General features: G+C 55.9%; 14 protein-coding genes. 6 read left to right on the top strand and 8 right to left on the bottom strand.

The genetic code is table 11. The features are described 5' to 3' along the window. The 3 genes from rsxC to BLU64_RS04145 all read right to left on the bottom strand — a co-directional run. Nucleotides 1-1,793, bottom strand: a 1,793-nt coding sequence (rsxC, locus tag BLU64_RS04155) for an electron transport complex subunit RsxC (protein ID WP_074727966.1), incomplete at its 3' end; no start/stop codon positions are given. Next, on the bottom strand, nucleotides 1,786-2,367 hold the full coding sequence (gene rsxB / locus BLU64_RS04150) for an electron transport complex subunit RsxB (RefSeq protein WP_026742546.1): 582 nt from the start codon (nucleotides 2,365-2,367) through the stop codon (nucleotides 1,786-1,788). The genes rsxC and rsxB, both read right to left, overlap by 8 nt. Nucleotides 2,368-2,717: 350 nt before the next feature. Next, the gene (locus tag BLU64_RS04145; protein WP_026742545.1) at nucleotides 2,718-4,130 is read right to left on the bottom strand and encodes a GH1 family beta-glucosidase; all 1,413 of its coding nucleotides are present in this window, start codon (nucleotides 4,128-4,130) and stop codon (nucleotides 2,718-2,720) included. 300 nt (nucleotides 4,131-4,430) lie between these two features. On the opposite strand from BLU64_RS04145, the gene BLU64_RS04140 reads away from it, so the two are divergent. After that, a complete protein-coding gene (locus BLU64_RS04140; RefSeq protein ID WP_026742544.1) occupies nucleotides 4,431-5,480 on the top strand; it encodes an oxidoreductase in 1,050 nt (349 codons plus the stop codon). A gap of 92 nt (nucleotides 5,481-5,572) precedes the next feature. Further along, on the top strand, nucleotides 5,573-6,562 hold the full coding sequence (locus BLU64_RS04135; RefSeq protein ID WP_026742543.1) for a bile acid:sodium symporter family protein: 990 nt from the start codon (nucleotides 5,573-5,575) through the stop codon (nucleotides 6,560-6,562). 499 nt (nucleotides 6,563-7,061) lie between these two features. On the opposite strand, the gene add is transcribed toward BLU64_RS04135, so the two are convergent. The 3 genes from add to manA all read right to left on the bottom strand — a co-directional run bounded on the left by add (nucleotide 7,062) and on the right by manA (nucleotide 11,072). Further along, complete coding sequence (add, locus tag BLU64_RS04130; RefSeq protein WP_026742542.1) at nucleotides 7,062-8,075, bottom strand: adenosine deaminase; 1,014 nt, start codon at nucleotides 8,073-8,075, stop codon at nucleotides 7,062-7,064. A gap of 221 nt (nucleotides 8,076-8,296) precedes the next feature. Next, the gene (locus BLU64_RS04125; protein WP_074727964.1) at nucleotides 8,297-9,832 is read right to left on the bottom strand and encodes a YdgA family protein; all 1,536 of its coding nucleotides are present in this window, start codon (nucleotides 9,830-9,832) and stop codon (nucleotides 8,297-8,299) included. 70 nt (nucleotides 9,833-9,902) lie between these two features. After that, entirely contained in the window at nucleotides 9,903-11,072 is a 1,170-nt protein-coding gene (manA, locus tag BLU64_RS04120) for a mannose-6-phosphate isomerase (RefSeq protein WP_026742540.1), read from the bottom strand. Between the two features lie 179 nt (nucleotides 11,073-11,251). Here manA and fumC point away from each other — a divergent pair, with 179 nt between their 5' ends. Beyond that, nucleotides 11,252-12,649, top strand: a complete 1,398-nt coding sequence (gene fumC, locus BLU64_RS04115) for a class II fumarate hydratase (RefSeq protein ID WP_026742539.1) — start codon at nucleotides 11,252-11,254, stop codon at nucleotides 12,647-12,649. On the opposite strand, the gene tus is transcribed toward fumC, so the two are convergent. Next, complete coding sequence (tus, locus tag BLU64_RS04110; RefSeq protein WP_026742538.1) at nucleotides 12,646-13,581, bottom strand: DNA replication terminus site-binding protein; 936 nt, start codon at nucleotides 13,579-13,581, stop codon at nucleotides 12,646-12,648. The genes fumC and tus overlap by 4 nt on opposite strands. A gap of 104 nt (nucleotides 13,582-13,685) precedes the next feature. Next, nucleotides 13,686-14,957, bottom strand: a complete 1,272-nt coding sequence (locus tag BLU64_RS04105) for an MFS transporter (RefSeq protein ID WP_410409820.1) — start codon at nucleotides 14,955-14,957, stop codon at nucleotides 13,686-13,688. A 111-nt stretch (nucleotides 14,958-15,068) separates the two neighbouring features. On the opposite strand from BLU64_RS04105, the gene BLU64_RS04100 reads away from it, so the two are divergent. The 3 genes from BLU64_RS04100 to bioD all read left to right on the top strand — a co-directional run bounded on the left by BLU64_RS04100 (nucleotide 15,069) and on the right by bioD (nucleotide 18,145). After that, nucleotides 15,069-16,007: a LysR family transcriptional regulator gene (locus tag BLU64_RS04100; RefSeq protein WP_026742536.1), complete on the top strand. Its 939-nt coding sequence runs from the start codon at nucleotides 15,069-15,071 to the stop codon at nucleotides 16,005-16,007. Between the two features lie 94 nt (nucleotides 16,008-16,101). Further along, the gene (gene mlc / locus BLU64_RS04095; protein ID WP_074727962.1) at nucleotides 16,102-17,319 is read left to right on the top strand and encodes a sugar metabolism global transcriptional regulator Mlc; all 1,218 of its coding nucleotides are present in this window, start codon (nucleotides 16,102-16,104) and stop codon (nucleotides 17,317-17,319) included. A 160-nt stretch (nucleotides 17,320-17,479) separates the two neighbouring features. Further along, on the top strand, nucleotides 17,480-18,145 hold the full coding sequence (gene bioD / locus BLU64_RS04090; protein WP_026742534.1) for a dethiobiotin synthase: 666 nt from the start codon (nucleotides 17,480-17,482) through the stop codon (nucleotides 18,143-18,145). Nucleotides 18,146-18,270: the final 125 nt, after the last annotated feature.

Here is an 18,270-nt window from a genome sequence, read left to right as displayed (position 1 = left end):
TTCATCTCCTCGGCTGCGACCGGTGAGGCGTCAGGCGAAGACGCCTGCTGCTGCGCGGCCTTGCGGGCTTTAACCCGAGCGATAGCGGCGGCCACGGCGGCTTTGCGGGGATCGTTTTCCGACGGGCGGGTCGGCATAGCATCGGCAGTCGGCGCGGGCTGATGAGTCGTGGCTGCTGCTGGCGGTTGCGTCACCTTAACTTCAGCCTGAAGCGCTTTAGCGCGTTCAATGGCGGCCATGACGGCGGCACCGGGTTTGCCAGAGGTGATGCTGGTCGTCCCCAAAGCAGGCTTGACGTCCACCGATGGCGCAGTTTGCGTCTTCGGTGCAGGCGCGACAGGCGTTGCGGCTCGTTGATGTCGCTGTTCCCGTGCCTGTTTTTCACGCTCCAACCGGGCTTTTTTCGCGACAAAACGCGCTTTGGCGGCGGCGGCGCGCAGGGCTTCCTGTTCCCACGACTGAATCTCAGCTTTCGACTGACGAAAGTATTGCACCAGTGGTATATGGCTGGGGCAAACATAGGCGCACGCGCCGCATTCGATACAGGCGGACAAGCGATGCTGGCGCGCCTGTTCATGGTCTTCGTCGCGGATCAATTTGAACAGCTGTTGCGGCTGGAGGCCCGTAGGACAGGCGTCGGCACATTCGCCGCAGCGGATACAGGACTGCTCCTCCGTCTCGGGCTGAATTTCATCTTGTGACGGCGCCAGTATCGCGCTGCTGCTCGGGAGGATCGGGACATCCAGCTCCGGCAGCGTGAATCCCGTCATCGGACCGCCCACGATCACCGTGGGTTGTCCGCGGGTCACCCGATAGCCGGCTTGACGCAGAAGAAAGCGAACCGGCGTACCGAGTCGCGCCCAGACATTGCCTGGCTGTTGAAGCGCCTGACCCGCTACCGTCACCACTCGCTCTGTCAACGGCTCGCCGTTAATCACCGCGCGTTTCACGGCGTAAAGGGTGCTGATGTTCTGCACCGAGACGCCCACATGGGTGGAAGGCTGGCCGTCGTGGAGGATTTTGCCGGTGAGTATTCGCGTCAGCACGGCGGCATCGCTGGAGGGGTAGCGGGTAGGGATGACCCGGATTTGTACGCGCGACGACGCGTTCAACGCCTGTTTTAACGCAGCAATAGCCTGTGGCTTATTATCTTCGATCCCCAATAAAATACGTTGAGGCGCAAAGAGGCGATCGAGAATGTCGATACCGACGGCCAGATCGGCCGCGCACTCTTGCATCAAGCGGTCATCGGCAGTGAGGTAAGGTTCCGACTCGGCGGCATTGATGATGAGTGTGTCAATGTCGCACGGTGTCTCTGGCCAAGGGGACTCTGTGGCATATCCGATGCTGCCAAGGCCCGTGATCCCCGCTTGATGCAGATGATCCCGCAGCGTCTGCGGCGCGATCTGGCGATAGTTCGGCAAGGGGCGTCGTTCCACCCAACGATCGGCGCCGTCGGGTGTCAGGATCAGGCTCAGCACCGGCAGCCCGGACGGATGCGTGGCGGTATGATAGCGGACAGCCTGTATCGTGCCGGATGTGGGGGCATGTATCGGCACCGTTGTGCCGAGACTTCGCGTCAGCGGCTGGCCGCGCAATACCTGCTCTCCGACCTGTACGCACAGATCGCTGTCCGGTCCCAGATGGGCCTGAAGTGGAATAATTAGTCGGTCAGGCAGCGGCAGTCGACGCAGTGGTATCTGATTCGACGGCGATTTCATTTGCGGCGGGCGAACGCCGCCCTTCATGGGCCAAATGCGATTTTTCCCGAAGGCAGTCAGTAAATTAAACATGATGCCCCCCCTGTAAAACGCGCACCGGGATCGTGTTCAGGTCCCAGTTCCAGCTGTCGGGGGTCGGTTTGACCGGGTCCAGCGCAATGCAGTCGGTCGGGCAGGGGGAAACACACAGATTGCAGCCGGTACAGAGTTCGCTGACGACGGTATGCATAGCACGTGCGGCGCCGACAATGGCATCCACCGGGCAGGCCTGAATACATTTGGTGCAGCCGATGCAACGGCTTTCGTCAATGCGTGCGACCTGGCGTTCTGGCTTGCCCGGCATCGCATCATCCGGCAAGGGCTGCGGTTCTACGTTCATCTGCTCAGCCAGCTTATGCATCAGAGGTTCGCCCCCCGGCACGCATTTATTGATCTGTTCGCCGTCGTGAATCATGGCTTCCGCATAGGGACGGCAGCCCGCGTAACCGCATTGGCGGCACTGGGTCTGCGGGAGCAGATCTTCCAGCTGTTCAACGGAGGGGGGGGGGTGCCGCAGAGTACGTCGGCGTGAGGCGTAGCCGAGCATCAAACTCGCCGTCAGCGTCAGTGCGCCGAGTGCGGCTATCGTCATCCAAAAATTCATCATCACCATTTCACCAGTCGGGTAAAGCCCGTAAGAGCCGACACGTTCGCCAAAAGGCGCCAACCGGTAGTCGCGGGTATTCGCTCATACAGTACTTACAAAATAAAATCGCCATATTATCCGGTATTGTCCCAGGTTCGACAACCTGAACGCCCGTCATCGACGGCTGCCGGAGACTGAACGTCTAACTTGTGCTCGCAGGCCAGTCTGGGGAGACGATCGAACGATGAAGAGTAGAAGAGGCGATGATGTGTGTGACGGGGAGTGCATGCCCCTTCGTGACAGGATAGGCGCGGGTCAGGCGCCCCGTTATGAGACGAAACGCCTGAGGTTGATACGTCTTTACTGACGCATTAGCGAGACTCGCCGTTGCGGCGAATGAGCTGTTGATACCAGAAAAAGCTCTTCTTACGTTTACGGGCCAGTTGATGCTGATGGTCGACATACACGAATCCGTACTGCTTCTGGAAGCCGTTCAACCAGCTCAGCAGGTCGATGAATGACCAAGGGTAGTAGCCCCGAACGTCGGCGCCTTGCGCAATCGCCTCCCCGACGGCATCGATGTGCTGACGCAGATAGTCGATACGGTCGTCGTCCACGATGTCGCCATTCACGATGGGGTCTTTGGCGCCCAAACCGTTCTCGGTGATGTATATCGGGATATCACCGTAGCGCTCCTTGATATTCATGATGCCCTCGGTCAGTCCCTGGGGATAAATTTCCCAGTCCCAGTCGGTGTAGACCCCGTTAGGATTACGCACGAATTTGAACAGATCTTTAAACCCAAACTCGTTTCCGGCCTGATGCGCACTGCCTTTTTGGCCCGTGGTATTGATTTGCAGGCGCGATTCCCCATGATTCGCCGCCACCGTTTCCCGCTTGTAATAATTCAGGCCGATGAAGTCGCAGACGTTGTCGCGCAGCAGCGCTTCGTCGCCCGGTTCGAACACCGGCGCGCCGAGGCTTGACTGCGCCAGATGCAGCAACTCTATCGGATATTCGCCTCGTAATACCGGATCATATAACCAGTGGGTAAAAATCCCGTCCGCCAGCTGACACGCGGCGACGTTCTCCGGGGTGTCGTCGAGGGGGGTATTCGTTTGCAGTACGTTGACGAAACCGATTTTTCCGGTAATGCCGGACTGGCGGAAAGCGGCGACGGCGCGCGCATGGGCGATAAACACATGGTGGCAGGCTTGCAGAGCGCGGGCCGGGTTGCGAACACCGGGGGGATGAGCGCCGGTTATGTACCCGAAGCCGATAAAGCAGATGGTTTCATTGAACGTCGACCACAGCTTGACGCGGTCGCCGTAGCGCTGGTAGCAGAGGCGGGCATACTCCTCGAAAGCATCGATCGTCTGACGGGATTCCCAGCCGCCTTGATCTTGCAGCGCCTGCGGCAAATCCCAGTGATAAAGCGTGATCATGGGCTGGATGCCGTGCTCCAGCAGCGCATCGATCAACGCACTATAAAACGCGACGCCCGCTTCATTGATCCTGCCGCGTCCTTCGGGAAGCAGTCGTGGCCAGGAGAGGGAGAAGCGATAGCTCTTCAAGCCCAGCTCCGCCATCAGAGCGACATCTTCACGGAATCGGTGATAGTGATCGACGGCGATGTCGCCGTTGGTCCCTTCAAAGGTGGTGCCGGGCAGATGAGAGAACGTATCCCAAATCGATGGGCCTTTGCCCTCGGCGTCGTGTGCGCCTTCGACCTGATAGGCTGCGGTGGCGGCGCCCCATAAGAAATCTTTCGGAAATGTGGCCATAAAAACCTCGCTCTTGGATGGCTTTAACTCACTGATGAGGAGTGTAGGCGGGTTGAATTCTATGTTGCAACCGGTTTCTGAAACCGGTTTCTTTTTTCGGGATGAAATTGTGATCGTACTCACATCACTTGATCACGCGACCGCCCAGATGGTCGTGTATAAAGCCTGAACAGAAGGAACAGGCAAGAGAGGGGCGGCGTATTGATGGCGTTATCCGATAATTCTGTAAAGCTCGCGGTGGTATACTGGCCGTTCCATTACAACGGGAAAAGCCTGTCGCTCAGGCTGGGGGAATGATTTATGGCAGATACCATTCGTGTCGGATTGTTGGGATATGGCTATGCGAGCAAGACGTTTCATGCACCGCTCATTGCCGCAACGCCTGGGATGACATTGGTGGCGGTATCAAGTCGGCATCCGGAAAAGGTGCATGAAGATTGGCCGTCTGTGCGGGTAGCCGAGAAACCGGAAGGGTTATTCGACGACCCGGAAATCGATCTCATCGTGATACCCACGCCGAACGATACGCACTTTCCCCTGGCAAAACGCGCACTGGAGGCAGGCAAGCATGTGGTGGTGGATAAACCGTTTACCGTCACGCTGTCTCAGGCTTATGAGCTGCATCAGGTTGCCGTCCACATGGGAAAAGTGTTGTCCGTCTTCCACAACCGCCGCTGGGACAGCGATTTTCTGACCCTCAAACATCTGGTGCAAAGCGGTGTGTTGGGCGACGTGGTGTATATGGAATCCCACATCGATCGCTACCGTCCGGAAATTCGACAGCGCTGGCGTGAAGACGGCAGTGAGGGCAGCGGCATCTGGTACGACCTGGGACCCCATCTTATCGATCAGGCCTTGCAGCTGTTTGGCGCGCCGGTCGCCATTCATGCGGATCTCGCCCAACTGCGTCCTGGGGGGAAATCCGCCGACTACTTCCATGCGACATTGATTTATCCGCAGCGCCGCGTTGTATTGCACAGTACGTTGCTGGCTGTCGCGGAAACCGCACGCTACATCGTCCACGGCTGCCACGGCAGTTACGTGAAATATGGCCTCGACCCTCAAGAGGCGAAATTGAAGGCAGGACACATGCCGGATGACGATACGCTATGGGGACACGATGAACGCGATGGCGTGCTGATGCTGAACCGGGAAGGCTCGGCGGTGGAGGAAGCGGTGACGACAATCCCCGGTAATTACACGGCCTATTATGCCGCTGTTCGCGACGCGTTGAATGGTCAGGGTGAAAACCCGGTTCCGGTGACGCAGGCGATCAAAGTAATGGAATTGATCGAACTTGGGCTGATTTCCAATCAGAAAAAATGCGCGGTGACGCTAAAAAATAGCTAGCGTTGTGGGTATTTATTCCACATATTATCTCTCTATCTCACAGGCGATCTCAGGATCGCCTGTACTGTTTATTGAGAGGATTTCGTTTCGTTATGGGATGGTTGCAACGTTTAAAGATCGATAAATTCCTGTTAGTTCTGGTCCTGGTGGTCATCACCGCTTCGTTCTTTCCCTGTGAGGGAGAAGTGAAGGTGTTCTTTGAATACCTGACGACCGCTGCCATCGCCCTGCTGTTCTTCATGCATGGTGCGAAGTTATCTCGGGAAGCGATTGGCGCCGGCATTAGCCATTGGCGTCTTCATTTGGTGGTCTTCGCCAGCACGTTTGTTCTGTTCCCGTTGCTCGGTCTGGCCATGTCGTTTCTGGTTCCAGAAATACTCACGCCGACCGTCTATCTTGGATTTCTCTATCTCTGCGCGTTGCCAGCAACGGTTCAGTCCGCTATTGCGTTCACTTCTATGGCGCGCGGCAATGTGGCCGCGGCGATTTGCAGCGCGTCGGCATCCAGTATTCTCGGGGTCTTTCTGTCGCCGGTCCTGGTCGGACTGCTCATGCATACGCAAGGCGGACAGACGGATACGCTGCATGCGATTGGGTCGATCATCCTGCAATTGATGGTGCCGTTTGTTCTGGGTCATCTGTCGCGTCCGCTGATCGCCAACTGGGTACAGCGCCATCGCAAGCTGGTCAATATCACTGACCGTTCATCGATACTGCTGGTGGTTTACGTCGCGTTTAGCGAGGCGGTCGTTCAGGGTATTTGGCATCAAATCAACGGCTGGTCTTTGCTGTCTATCGTGGTGTGCTCGTTCGTCTTGCTGGGAATTGTGCTGGTGTGCACCACTATGGCCGCGCGCAAACTGGGCTTCTCGAAGGCGGATGAGGTCACGATCGTGTTCTGCGGTTCGAAGAAAAGTCTTGCTAACGGCATCCCCATGGCCAACGTGTTGTTTCCTGCTGCGGCCGTCGGCGCCATGGTGCTTCCGCTGATGATCTTCCACCAGATACAGTTGATGGTGTGCGCCACGCTGGCCCAGCGTTATGCTCAGCGGCCGGCAGAGGCAGACAGCGCCGAAGAGTGATCCCATTCCGAATCGCGAAGATACCACGCCATGAGCAAGAACTCATGGCGTGGCTGTTTTAGCGCCTCTTCCTTCCCTACAGACTTGTGCTAATGCGGCCGATGTTCATTCCAGATTGTCCCTGGTGTCCTTGTGTCCTATCCACGCGCCTTATCCTCGGAATGCCTCTTGCTTCTCTAACGTCGTCTTCAACTGGCTGGCATGGCGCCAACATGGACATTGAATTCAGCGGCAGGGGTTATCTCGGGGCGCGGATAACGTCAATGAAGCTCGCTGTAGTTGCCATTCATCCATGAAACGACCCAAACCGGGACCCTTGGTAACGAATGTTGCCGGATGAGCGATTAGGCATGCGCGAATTCAAAACGGATGTAGGCGTTCAGCGAGCGAGAGAGGAGACGAAGATTCACGGACAGAAGGGGGCAGAATAAGGCGGGAAGGTGTTGATGTAGCCCCCCATCGCATCAATTCAGCGGTGGGGGGCTGTCAGAGAACAGTATCAGGCCGCGCGCTGTTTCGCTTTCTGACGCAGTTGCTCCTTTTCCTGTTCGCCAATGAAGGCGACAGTCAGGCCGTTTAGCTGAGCCTGATGAATATCTTCCTCCGTCAATCCGGCCTGCGGCGCAGCGACGTTGTATTCATGCTGGATTTCGATCCCCTGTACGGCCGGGTCGTCGGTATTAATCGTGGCGAGCAAGCCGTAACGCAGGAAGTGCACCAGCGGATGGGCGAGCAGAGAGTGAACGGTGCTGGTCTGGATATTGGACGTCAGGCAGGACTCTACGCCAATTTGGTGCTCAGCCATGTACTCCATCAGCTTACGATCGACAATCGCTGCAACGCCGTGGCCGATACGCTCCGCGCCCAGCTGGTTAATTGCCTGCCAGATGCTTTCCGCACCTGCGGCTTCACCTGCGTGCACGCTGATATGCCAGCCGGCATCTCGCGCCTGACGGAAGTGGTCGGTAAACAGCTCTCCGGGATACCCCAACTCATCGCCCGCCAAATCCAACGCGGTGATATTGTCTTTGTGCGCGAGCAGTGAACTCAGCTCCTGCTGACAGGCCTGAGTCCCGAAGGTGCGGCTCATAATCCCCATGAGGCGGATCATGATCTTATCATCATTGTCACGGCAGCCGGCGTGAATGCCGTCGATGACCGCTTCAACAACCCCTTCCAACGGAAGCTGATAGGCCTGCGCCATGTAGTAAGGGGAAAAACGCAGCTCGGCGTAGTCTAGTCCGGCGCGGATCGCATCCTCAACGTTTTCGTAGGCAACGCGACGACACGCGTCCAAAGAACCCAGCACGTTTACCCCCCAGTCAAGTTTCTTCAGGAAGCTAAGCAGGTCTGGTTCATTATCGACGATTTGCACATGAGGACGCAGCGACTCCAGATCCTGTCCCGGCAACGCGATATTGAATTGGCGGCCCAACTCAAGAATGGTCTGAGGACGGATATTACCATCCAGGTGGCGGTGGATATCTGTTAGTGGGATGTGCGGATCAATCATGTTTTACTCTTTATTAAAGAAATCAATGAGTCAGTAAATAGCCGTTAGTATAAGAATAAACTCGGTCAAATTACCATTTATTCGCAGAAAAGTTCATGCTCAACGGTTACGACATGGCGGTAGCGGAAGGCCGTTTTGCGGGGTGTCTGGGCGATAATGGGCGGATTGGGGGGCGACGGTGTAAGGGCAGGCGCCCGGGAAGGCGCCTGCTACGTGCTGGTTTACTGTGCCTGCGGGGCAGGCGCAGGGACGGCTTGCGGCGCGTCCTGAGCGGGGACGGAAATGTACGGCGCGATGAATTCCGCCAGCGTCAATTTGCGGCCGTTGAAGGTCACGGTGCCGTCGGCGTATTGCAGCGAGCTGGTGATCGCATGGTCCTTAGTGACCGTCAGCTGGCTCATCTGGCCGACGCCGGCAATCAGCTGCGCCTGCTGGCGGGCCATCGCTTCAATTTGCTTTTTATCGTTGTCGTTGGCCACTTTCGGACCGGTCTGGACGAACAGCTCCGTCAGCATATTCAGCGGCAAATTGAGTTTCAGGTCCACATTTTTGATCGACTGGCGGATCAGCGCTTCTTCATCAGACACGCCAGTGATGGCGTTGTGGTCTTTCTGTAGCGGATCGGTCAAATCCAGCGCCAGATTGAAGTCGCTCTGTCCTTTGGCATTCTTCCAGGTCAGCGGCGCGATGTGGATCTGCGGATTGCCTTTCAACAGCTGCGGTAGGTTATGCAGCACGACCATTGCCATCTGCTGTTGGTATTCATCGGTGGTGATCGGTTCCGGACTGGACATCAGCGTCTGGAACTTGGCGCGATAGGCGTCGGAGAACTGCTTCAATCCGTGGCCATCGACACCGGCGAAGCTGGCTTTCAGGTTCACTGCGCCCAGATTCTGGTCGCGCACGACGACGGAGGCGACGTCGATACCCAGTTTCCCTGACAGATTCACGTCGTCCGCATTGTTTTCGCTGGAGATGTTCACATCGTTGACGGTCAGCCCATTTTCGTTTTCGACGTTCAGCGTTAGTTTTTTCAGGGTGATGTTGGCATCACCGACATTGATGTCGAACTTGCTTTTACGCGAGGTGGAGTCCAGTGCCAGATCTTGCAGCGTCAGCATTTCATTCTGGCCCAACTGGTTTTTCTTCTCGGTCGCCAGATTAGCGATATTACCCACGATGTGAGCCTGGCTGAGGTCACGCGCCACGAACAGTTTCAGATCGGAGCCGCTGAAGTTCAGTTTCTGGTCCGGGTTCTGGAAATCGATCGCCGCCAGATGAATATCGGAGTGGGTATCGCCGCTATAGGTTACGCGCGTTTCCGCGTTGATGAACGGAGCGTCTTTCGTTAGTTCGAACAGCGGCGCGACGGCGTCGGTTTTCACCAGCTCGCTGTGCACGGACGCCATAGACGGGATCAGATTCAGGTGTTTAACCTGAGACAGCGGGAACGGTCCGTGATAGAGCGTTTCGTTGAAGACGACTTCCTGATTGTTGTCCAGCACCTGATGGTCGCTGGCAGTGCCGTCGGACTGGAGTACATACGTCAGGTGACTGCTGAATAGGCCGCGCTGATAATCACGGTAGCTGACCTTCAGCCCGGCGTTGGGATAGTTGGTTTTCAACTGGCTGTTGATGTTGTCTGTGAATTCACCAATGTGCTTTTCGACCTGTTTGCCAGTAAACCAGGAAGCTCCTGTCCAAACTGCGCCTAGAGCAATAATGACCCCTACGGCCACGACTGTTTTTTTCGTCACGCTATGTATCCTTTTTTATCTTGTGTAGTACCGCCCCTCATCGGGGCGTCAGCATCATGCTGTTTAAAGTCTAGTTATAAACGCGGGCAATGCGACCCGTACCGTGAATCTGCACGGGAGATTCATCAGCGCCGATAAAGCAGGACTCTCCCGGTTGCAGAGTGATCCGCTGTTGCGCTTTTTCCACGGTGGCTTCTCCGCTGACGCAGAAAAGAATAGCAGCACTCTCCTGAGCCAGCACGTGCGGCTGTGCCGTGAGATCGTGAAGGGAGAAAGCAAAATCGTCAACCGGCACGGAGAAGGTCAATGACTGCTCGCTGACAACAGGGGGCGTCAGCAGCGTTTCGGCCGGTTTAGGTTCGAACTGCACGTTGGCCAGCAGTTCGGGAATATCGATGTATTTCGGCGTCAGCCCGGCGCGCAGCACGTTGTCTGAGTTGGCCATGACTTCAAGCGCGACGCCATTCAGGTAGGCGTGGGGCGTTTCCGCCGTCAAAAACATGGCTTCGCCCGGCTGTAACGTGACGACGTTCATTAGAAGCGGAGAGAACAGCCCGTTATCGTCCGGATAGAAGCGCGTGATGTTGCGAATGGTTGCCCAGGGCTCGCCGCTACGGCTGTTAAGCGCGGCTTTGAGGGTCGCGATAGCGGTCTCTTTCTGCTCTCCGCTCATTTCGAGCAGGTTGGCGAACAGCATCGACAGGCTCTTACGGTCAGGCTGCTGTAAAAAGGCGGCGATGGACGGATGCGCGCCCGCCAGCGGCTGCAACAGCTCGGCGATTTCTTCAAGTTTGCGAAACCCGTTGATGGCGCTGAACGGCGTGAGCGCGAAGACCAATTCCGGCTTGTGATTGGCGTCTTTGTAGTTACGTTCCGCAGCGGTGACGGGAATGCCCGCCGCGTTTTCACGGGCGAAACCTTCCTCGGCGGCGCTTTTGCTGGGATGAACCTGAATGGACAACGGCTGATCGGCGCACAACACTTTGAACAGAAACGGCAGCTCACCGAAACGCTGTGCGATGCGCTGGCCCAAATAACGCTCCGGGTCGGCGGTGATGATATCCCGCAGGCTGACCTGCTGCCCCTGATTGTCCACCAACAGAGAGCTGCTGCTGGGGTGAGCCCCCATCCACAGTTCCGCCATTGGACGATTGTCGGGATTTTCCATGCTGTACAGCTCGGTCAACGCGCTTGGGCTGCCCCAGGCATAATGCTGAATACGGTTAAGCATTTTCTGCATAACGGGATCCTAGTGTTATTGATGATTTCACGTAGTGAACTAAGGGTTAAAGACTCAGGGGGACGGGTGATGATCCAGAACCTCGATACCCATCATGGTAATGCTTTATCCGCGACGATACCATAACGACAAGTACCTCAATTATCCGAAAATAAACGCATCTTCAAAGGAGATAGGTCATGCCCGATATCCGTGTTGAGAAAGACTCTATGGGACCGGTTGATGTGCCCGCCGACAGGCTGTGGGGAGCGCAAACCCAGCGTTCTCTGGAACATTTTCGTATCTCAGAAGAGAAAATGCCCCGGGCGCTGATCCATGCGCTGGCGCAGACCAAGCGTGCGGCGGCGAAAGTGAATCTCGATCTGGGATTATTGCCAAAGGATCGCGGCGAGGCGATCATCAAGGCGGCGGATGAGGTACTCGCGGGGCAACATCCGAACGAGTTTCCGCTGGCGATCTGGCAGACCGGTTCCGGAACCCAGAGCAATATGAATATGAATGAAGTGCTCGCGAACCGCGCCAGCGAACTGCTGGGGGGAGGGCGCGGCAATGAACGCCTGGTTCATCCCAATGACGATGTGAATAAGAGCCAAAGTTCCAACGATGTTTTCCCGACGGCGATGCATGTCGCCGCCGTGACCGCAGTGCTCGAGCATCTTCTCCCCGAACTGAAAACGCTTCAGCAAACGCTCTCAACCAAAGCGGTGCAATATCATGACGTCGTCAAGATCGGCCGTACCCATCTGCAGGACGCGACGCCGTTGACGCTGGGGCAGGAGATCTCCGGTTGGTCAGTCATGCTGGAGCATAGTCAGCGACACATCGAACATACTATTCCTCACTTATCCGAGCTGGCATTGGGGGGCACCGCCGTCGGGACCGGGCTGAACACGCATCCGGAATATGCGGTGCGGGTTGCGGCGGAACTGGCGTCTCTGACCGGTCTGCCGTTCGTCACGGCGCCGAGCAAGTTTGAAGCGTTGGGCACCTGCGACGCGCTAGTGCAGGGACACGGCGCGCTGAAGGGATTGGCGGCGTCATTGATGAAAATCGCCAACGACGTTCGCTGGCTCGCGTCGGGACCGCGCTGCGGCATCGGCGAGTTAAGCATTCCTGAGAACGAGCCGGGAAGTTCCATCATGCCGGGCAAGGTGAATCCGACGCAGTGCGAAGCGATGACGATGCTGTGCTGTCAGGTACTGGGCAACGATGTCGCGGTAAACATCGGCGGCGCTTCCGGCAACTTCGAACTGAACGTCTATCGGCCCATGATTATCCATAACTTCTTGCAGTCGGTGCGGTTGCTGGCGGACGGAATCAAGAGCTTCAATGAGCATTGCGCCGTCGGCATCGAACCCAATCGGCCGCGTATCGAACAGTTGCTTAATGACTCGCTGATGCTGGTGACCGCCTTGAATCCGCACATTGGCTACGATAAATCTGCGGAAATCGCGAAGAAAGCGCACAAGGAAGGGCTGACGCTGAAAGCCTCGGCTCTGAAACTGGGCTATCTGACTTCCGAGCAGTTCGATGAGTGGGTTCGCCCGGAAGACATGGTGGGTAGCCTGAAGCGCTAAGCGCTTTCGTCGGTATACAGATGAAGTCGCGGGATCAGCAGCCGTAACGGATGGGCTTTGGGTTTATGCTTGTGCTTGATGCTGTCGGCATCGTAATCATTCAGATCGCCCAGGATGGGCGCTGATGCGCCGTCGCTCTGACGACACAGGACGATGAGCGGCGTAGGACAAGGATACTGCACCTGCTTCTGCTGTTCCTGATACCAGACCCGCGCAATCGGCTGTACTTTCACCGGTCGTTTGATCTTCAGTAATGCCTGCTCCGGCAGGCGTTTGACATCAGATATCTCCTGTTCCAGCAGCGATGCCCATTGCTCTTGGCTATAAGGCGCAACCGTGCGGCCCGACTGTTGGCTTTTCTCCAGCTGTTTCAACACGTCGTCGCGCGTCACCTTCTTGATAATGTTTTTGTTGGCCCAGCCAAAACGGACGGATGCCGGATTAACGATCATCGGAATAGTGCGGTAAGCGCTCAGCGTGATCAGCCCGCGCAGGTGCGTATGTACGAAGTCAAATCGCTGCTCGGGCGCAAGCCCTGACTCGACGGTGATGATGTATTCCAGCGCCTTCTTTAACGTATTGATGTGCTCAATACGCTGCTCAGCCTCAATAAACTCCGTTTCATCAACGGTGAAGCAAAGGGCGCCGGGCAGGCGAATAGCGGCTTTGCTGCTGATGTTTTCCGCATAATGATGGATAAATAGCCGCTGAAAATGTTTCAACGCCAGCTCGCGCGCGGCTTCGCCTTCCGCCGGCGTCACCGCTATCTGTGTGATCGGGTCATGCTCACGGCCTTTCTCTATCTGAGGGAGCGTGAACACGCGGGCGGCGGCGAGCTTAAGCTGTGAAAACTGCTCCTGCATTTCCCGGAGTTCTTTCTCCAGCGCAATAAAGTGCTGATGCATTCGTTCGATTAAATCGTAAGCGGCCATAAAACCCCTCATTAGTTACAACATACTATAAGTTATAAACCAACTTCCCCAATGAGACAACCGTGTTTATACCGTTGGCTTATCAGGGAAGAAGGGCGATGGGATTAACGTTGCAGCGCTTTTAAGCGGAAGCTGATGTAGAACGCCAGCAGCAGTAGTGCAGCCAGGAATCCTACGACGCCTGGCCAACCGAACTGATACCAGAAGAACCCGCCGGTGGTGCCAGCCAAACTGGAGCCGAGATAGTAGAAGAAGAGGTACATTGATGACGCCTGGCCTTTCGCGCGGTGCGCGCGCTGGCCGATCCAACTGCTTGCGACTGAGTGCGAGGCGAAAAAGCCTGCGGCAAACAGCATCATGCCTGCAAATACGAGGACCAGCGGCGAGAACAGCGTCAATATCAATCCGGTCAACATCAGTAAGACGGCGCCAGCCAAGACCCGGCCACGTCCGTATTTTGCCGTCATGGCACCCGCGCGCGGCGAGCTATAGCTGCCCGTCAAATAAACGACGGACAACAGGGCGACGACCGCCTGATTCATATAATAAGGCGCATCCAGCAGACGGTAGCCGATGTAGTTGAACAGGGTGACGAAGGAACCCATGAGTAGAAATCCTTCGAGGAACAAGAGCGGCAAGCCCGCATCACGCCAGTGCAGGCGCGCATTGATCCAGAGCGTTTTCGGCTTCAGAGAACCTGCGCGAAAATGGCGTGATTCAGGCAGCATACGCCAGAATGCCAACGCAGCGAACAAGGCCACGATCCCCAGAACGAAAATCGCGACGCGCCAGGGAAAGAAATCCGTCAGTACCCCGGTAATCAAACGTCCGCTCATGCCGCCTATCGAGTTCCCGCTGATATACAGACCCATTGAAAAAGCGATGACGCTGGGATGAATTTCTTCGCTGAGGTAGCTCATGGCGACGGCGGCGACCCCGCTCAGCGACAGTCCCAGTAGCGCCCGCATAATCAGCACACTTTGCCAGGTGGTCATAAAGCTACAGACCAGCGTACAGAAGGCCGCTAGCAGCAGGGAGACCACCATGACGTTCTTGCGACCGACGCTATCAGAGATGGGGCCGGTAAAAAGCAGCCCGACTGCCAAGGTCACGGTCGAGACGGACAGCGAGAGGCTACTGGTCGCTGGCGAAATGCCGAAATCTTGAGAAAGAATAGGGAGGATGGGCTGAACGCAGTATAACAGGGCAAAGGTGGCGAGGCCGGCGGAGAACAGCGCCAAAGTGACTCGCATAAAGGCTGGGGTACCGCGTTTGATATAAGGTGTTTTGTAAATAGAAGAGGTGCTTTTAGGGAGAGGGTCTGCGTCATCAGTGATGGTCGACGCTATTCCTTGTGAAGACAGCGGGGTACTCACAATCGATCCTTATCTGGATTAGAGGACATTATTGTAAACGGAACCAGGATCATAGAACTGCCAGATTCTTTTGTATAATATATTAATCATCATGAATGATAGTTTTGAAATATGAATATAGAGCTGCGTCACCTGCGTTATTTCATTGCCGTTGCCGAAGAACTGCATTTCGGGCGCGCCGCCGAAAAACTCCGTATCTCTCAACCGCCACTAAGCCAGCAAATTCAGATTCTGGAAGAGCAGATCGGCGCCCGGCTGCTGGATCGCAATAATCGTACGGTTCGGCTGACGCCCGCCGGGGCGCAGTTTCTGAAAGAGGCCTGGGCCATTATCAATCAGTTGAATCAGGCAGCCGATCGCGCCGCTCGCATTCAGCGCGGAGAGGTGGGCGAGTTGAATATTGGTTTCACCTCGTCAGCGCCGTTTGTCAAATCCGTGTCCCGCAGCCTGCTTCAGTTTCGCCAGTCGTTCCCCGAAGTCCATATCCAGATGGTGGAGATCAACACCAAACAGCAGATCGAACCGTTGCTAAGCGGCAAGCTGGATATCGGCGTCATGCGTAACAACCCGCTGCCCGACACACTGCGTCATCAGGTATTGCTGCATGAACCCCTGGTGGCCGTCGTTCATCAGGAACACCCCCTGGCGATGGCCCCGGAGGGTTGCATCAGCGTTCGCCAGCTCGCGCAAGAACCCTTTGTCTTCTTTGCCCGCGAAGTAGGAACGGCGATGTATGACGAAGTGATGACCTTGCTCAAAAACTATGGCGTGAAACCCTATATTACGCAGGAAGTGGGAGAGGCGATGACCATCGTCGGGCTAGTGTCGTCCGGCCTTGGGGTTTCTCTGTTGCCAGCCTCATTCAGGCGTATCAAGGTGGATGGGGTGAAATATCTGTCGTTACAGGAGAAAGACGCCATTAGCGAAATGTGGCTGGTCACGCATCAGCGACGGCCGATCAGCACCGCCGCACAGACGCTGATTTCGCTGATGTTGAATCACTCCGGCTCAAATATGTGCGGTAAATCACAAAACGAATCAAATAGTTGACGGTTTTTATGAAAAGCGACACCATGGCCGCAGTTTTTTATTTTGCAGTGTAAAAAATAACAACATCGCATGATAAATCAGGAGTCGCTTCAGCGTGATTGCCACCGGTCAGCCCGGACACATCGACCAAATTAAGCAGATAAATGCAGGGGCCGTTTATCGCCTGATTGACAAACTCGGTCCCATTTCCCGCATCGAATTATCAAAAAAAGCCCAACTGGCGCCAGCCAGCATCACTAAAATCGTCCGCGAACTGATGGAAGCGCATCTGGTCCATGAAACGGAGTTTCCCGATGTCGGAAGCCGGGGGCGTCCCGCTGTGGGTCTGGTGCTCGAAACGAAGGGGTGGCACTATCTGGCGATGCGTATCAGTCGCAATACCATGACGCTGGCCCTGCGGGACCTCAGCAGCGCGCTGGTCACGGAAGAGACGCTGCCGATGCCCGCCGAGCATCCCACACCGTTGCTGTCTCGCATCCTGCAAGAGGTGGACGCCTTCTTTAGCCGTCATCAACGACAGCTTGAAAGGCTGACGGCGATCGCCATTACCTCGCCGGGGATCGTCGATGCGATCACCGGCATTATTCACCGCATGCCGTTCTTCGATGTTCATGAAATGGCGATCGGCCCCGCATTGTCTGAGCATATCGGCGTCCCTGTTTACCTGCAGCATGATATTTGCGCCTGGACGATGGCGGAAGCGCTGTTTGGCGCATCGCGCGGTTATCAGAATGTGATTCAAATTGTTATCGATCACAATGTGGGCGCAGGCGTCATTACCGGGGGAAAGATCCTGCACGCGGGTAGCCGTAACCTGATTGAAATTGGTCATACGCAGGTCGACCCCTATGGTAAACGCTGCTATTGCGGGAATCACGGTTGCCTGGAGACGGTCGCCAGCACTGAGAGCATTCTGGAGTTGGTGCAGCAGCGGTTGTCTCAATCCATGAGTTCGGCGCTGCATGGTGTACCGCTGACGGCGGAGACCCTGTGTGAAGCTGCGCTGCGAGGCGATCCGCTCGCCAACGATATTATCGTGGACGTTGGCCATAATGTCGGGCGGATCGTGGCGATTATGGTCAACCTGTTCAACCCAGATAAAATTCTGGTGGGCTCGCCGCTGAATCGCGCCGCGGACATTCTTCATCCGGCGATAATGGCATGCATTCGGCAGCAATCGCTCCCCGTGTACAGTCATAATGTGCAGGTGACCGCCACCGAATTTTATAATCAGGGCACCATGCCCGGCGCTGCGTTGATAAAGGATGCGTTGTACAACGGCAGTCTGTTGGTTAAATTGTTGCAAGGCTGATCGTAAATACCCGATTATTCGCTAATTAGTGGCCCCTGCAAAACAAAATATTGAGCTAACGCAAGCTGGCAGCTCCGGCTATCGCCTAGACTTTTGACTTCGACATTGAATTTTACATTTTATCTATTTCCTTGGTGGTTCCTTCCGGAGTGGTATCTTCATGTTAAAACGTATTTTCATTACAGGCACGGATACGGCCATTGGTAAAACGGTGGTATCAAAAGCGTTATTGCAGGCGCTGGCGAAGTCTGGCAAAACGGTTGTGGGCTATAAGCCCATCGGCAAAGGGTGTATCGAAACGCCGGAAGGGCTGCGTAACAAAGATGCGATGATCTTACAGGAGGCTTCCAGCCTTTCTCTTCCTTATCACCAGATCAATCCGATAGCGCTGCCTGAAGATGAGATTAGCGCCAGCGAGCTGACCATCGATTATTGCGCCATGACGGAAGGTCTCCAGCAAATCTCTGCGATGGCGGATGCCGTAGTGGTCGAAGGCAGCGGTGGATGGCGTACGCTGATGAATGACATGCGCACATACTCAGACTGGGTGATACAGGAGCAGTTGCCGGTCGTCATGGTGGTCGGCATTCAACTGGGGTGCATCAACCATGCGCTGCTGACGTCGCAGGCCATTCTCAACGACGGGCTGCCGTTGGTGGGTTGGGTCGCTAACCGTATCAATCCCGGTCTGGCGAATTACGCCGAAGTCATCAACGCGCTGCGCAAAAAAATCCCGGCTCCGCAGCTGGGCGAGCTGCCTTATCTGCCGCGTCCGGAACAGCGTGAACTGTCTTCCTATATCGACTTGTCCGCGTTGGAGCAATAACCTATCGAGCGGCGCTTTCACGCCGGTCAGTCCCCCCGCGTTCATAAACCCGGCGATTCTTGCCGGGTTTTGGGTTCCATCGCTCGAAAGTTGAGCGTTTACATCAGACTTTGCTACTTTTAACA

Origin of the sequence: Lonsdalea quercina (assembly GCF_900107885.1) — a bacterium.
Taxonomy (GTDB): Bacteria; Pseudomonadota; Gammaproteobacteria; order Enterobacterales; family Enterobacteriaceae; genus Lonsdalea; species Lonsdalea quercina.
Note: the sequence above shows the minus strand (reverse complement) of the source record. Positions and strands in the feature narration are given on the sequence as shown.

Bases quoted from the DNA above. Each gene is read 5' to 3' on its own strand.
- tus (WP_026742538.1), bottom strand. From the start codon at position 13,581: ATGGCCGCTTACGATTTAATCGAACGAATGCATCAGCACTTTATTGCG.
- BLU64_RS04135 (WP_026742543.1), top strand. From the start codon at position 5,573: ATGGGATGGTTGCAACGTTTAAAGATCGATAAATTCCTGTTAGTTCTG.
- manA (WP_026742540.1), bottom strand. From the start codon at position 11,072: ATGCAGAAAATGCTTAACCGTATTCAGCATTATGCCTGGGGCAGCCCA.
- bioD (WP_026742534.1), top strand. From the start codon at position 17,480: ATGTTAAAACGTATTTTCATTACAGGCACGGATACGGCCATTGGTAAA.
- add (WP_026742542.1), bottom strand. From the start codon at position 8,075: ATGATTGATCCGCACATCCCACTAACAGATATCCACCGCCACCTGGAT.
- BLU64_RS04100 (WP_026742536.1), top strand. From the start codon at position 15,069: ATGAATATAGAGCTGCGTCACCTGCGTTATTTCATTGCCGTTGCCGAA.
- BLU64_RS04145 (WP_026742545.1), bottom strand. From the start codon at position 4,130: ATGGCCACATTTCCGAAAGATTTCTTATGGGGCGCCGCCACCGCAGCC.
- fumC (WP_026742539.1), top strand. From the start codon at position 11,252: ATGCCCGATATCCGTGTTGAGAAAGACTCTATGGGACCGGTTGATGTG.
- rsxB (WP_026742546.1), bottom strand. From the start codon at position 2,367: ATGATGAATTTTTGGATGACGATAGCCGCACTCGGCGCACTGACGCTG.
- BLU64_RS04140 (WP_026742544.1), top strand. From the start codon at position 4,431: ATGGCAGATACCATTCGTGTCGGATTGTTGGGATATGGCTATGCGAGC.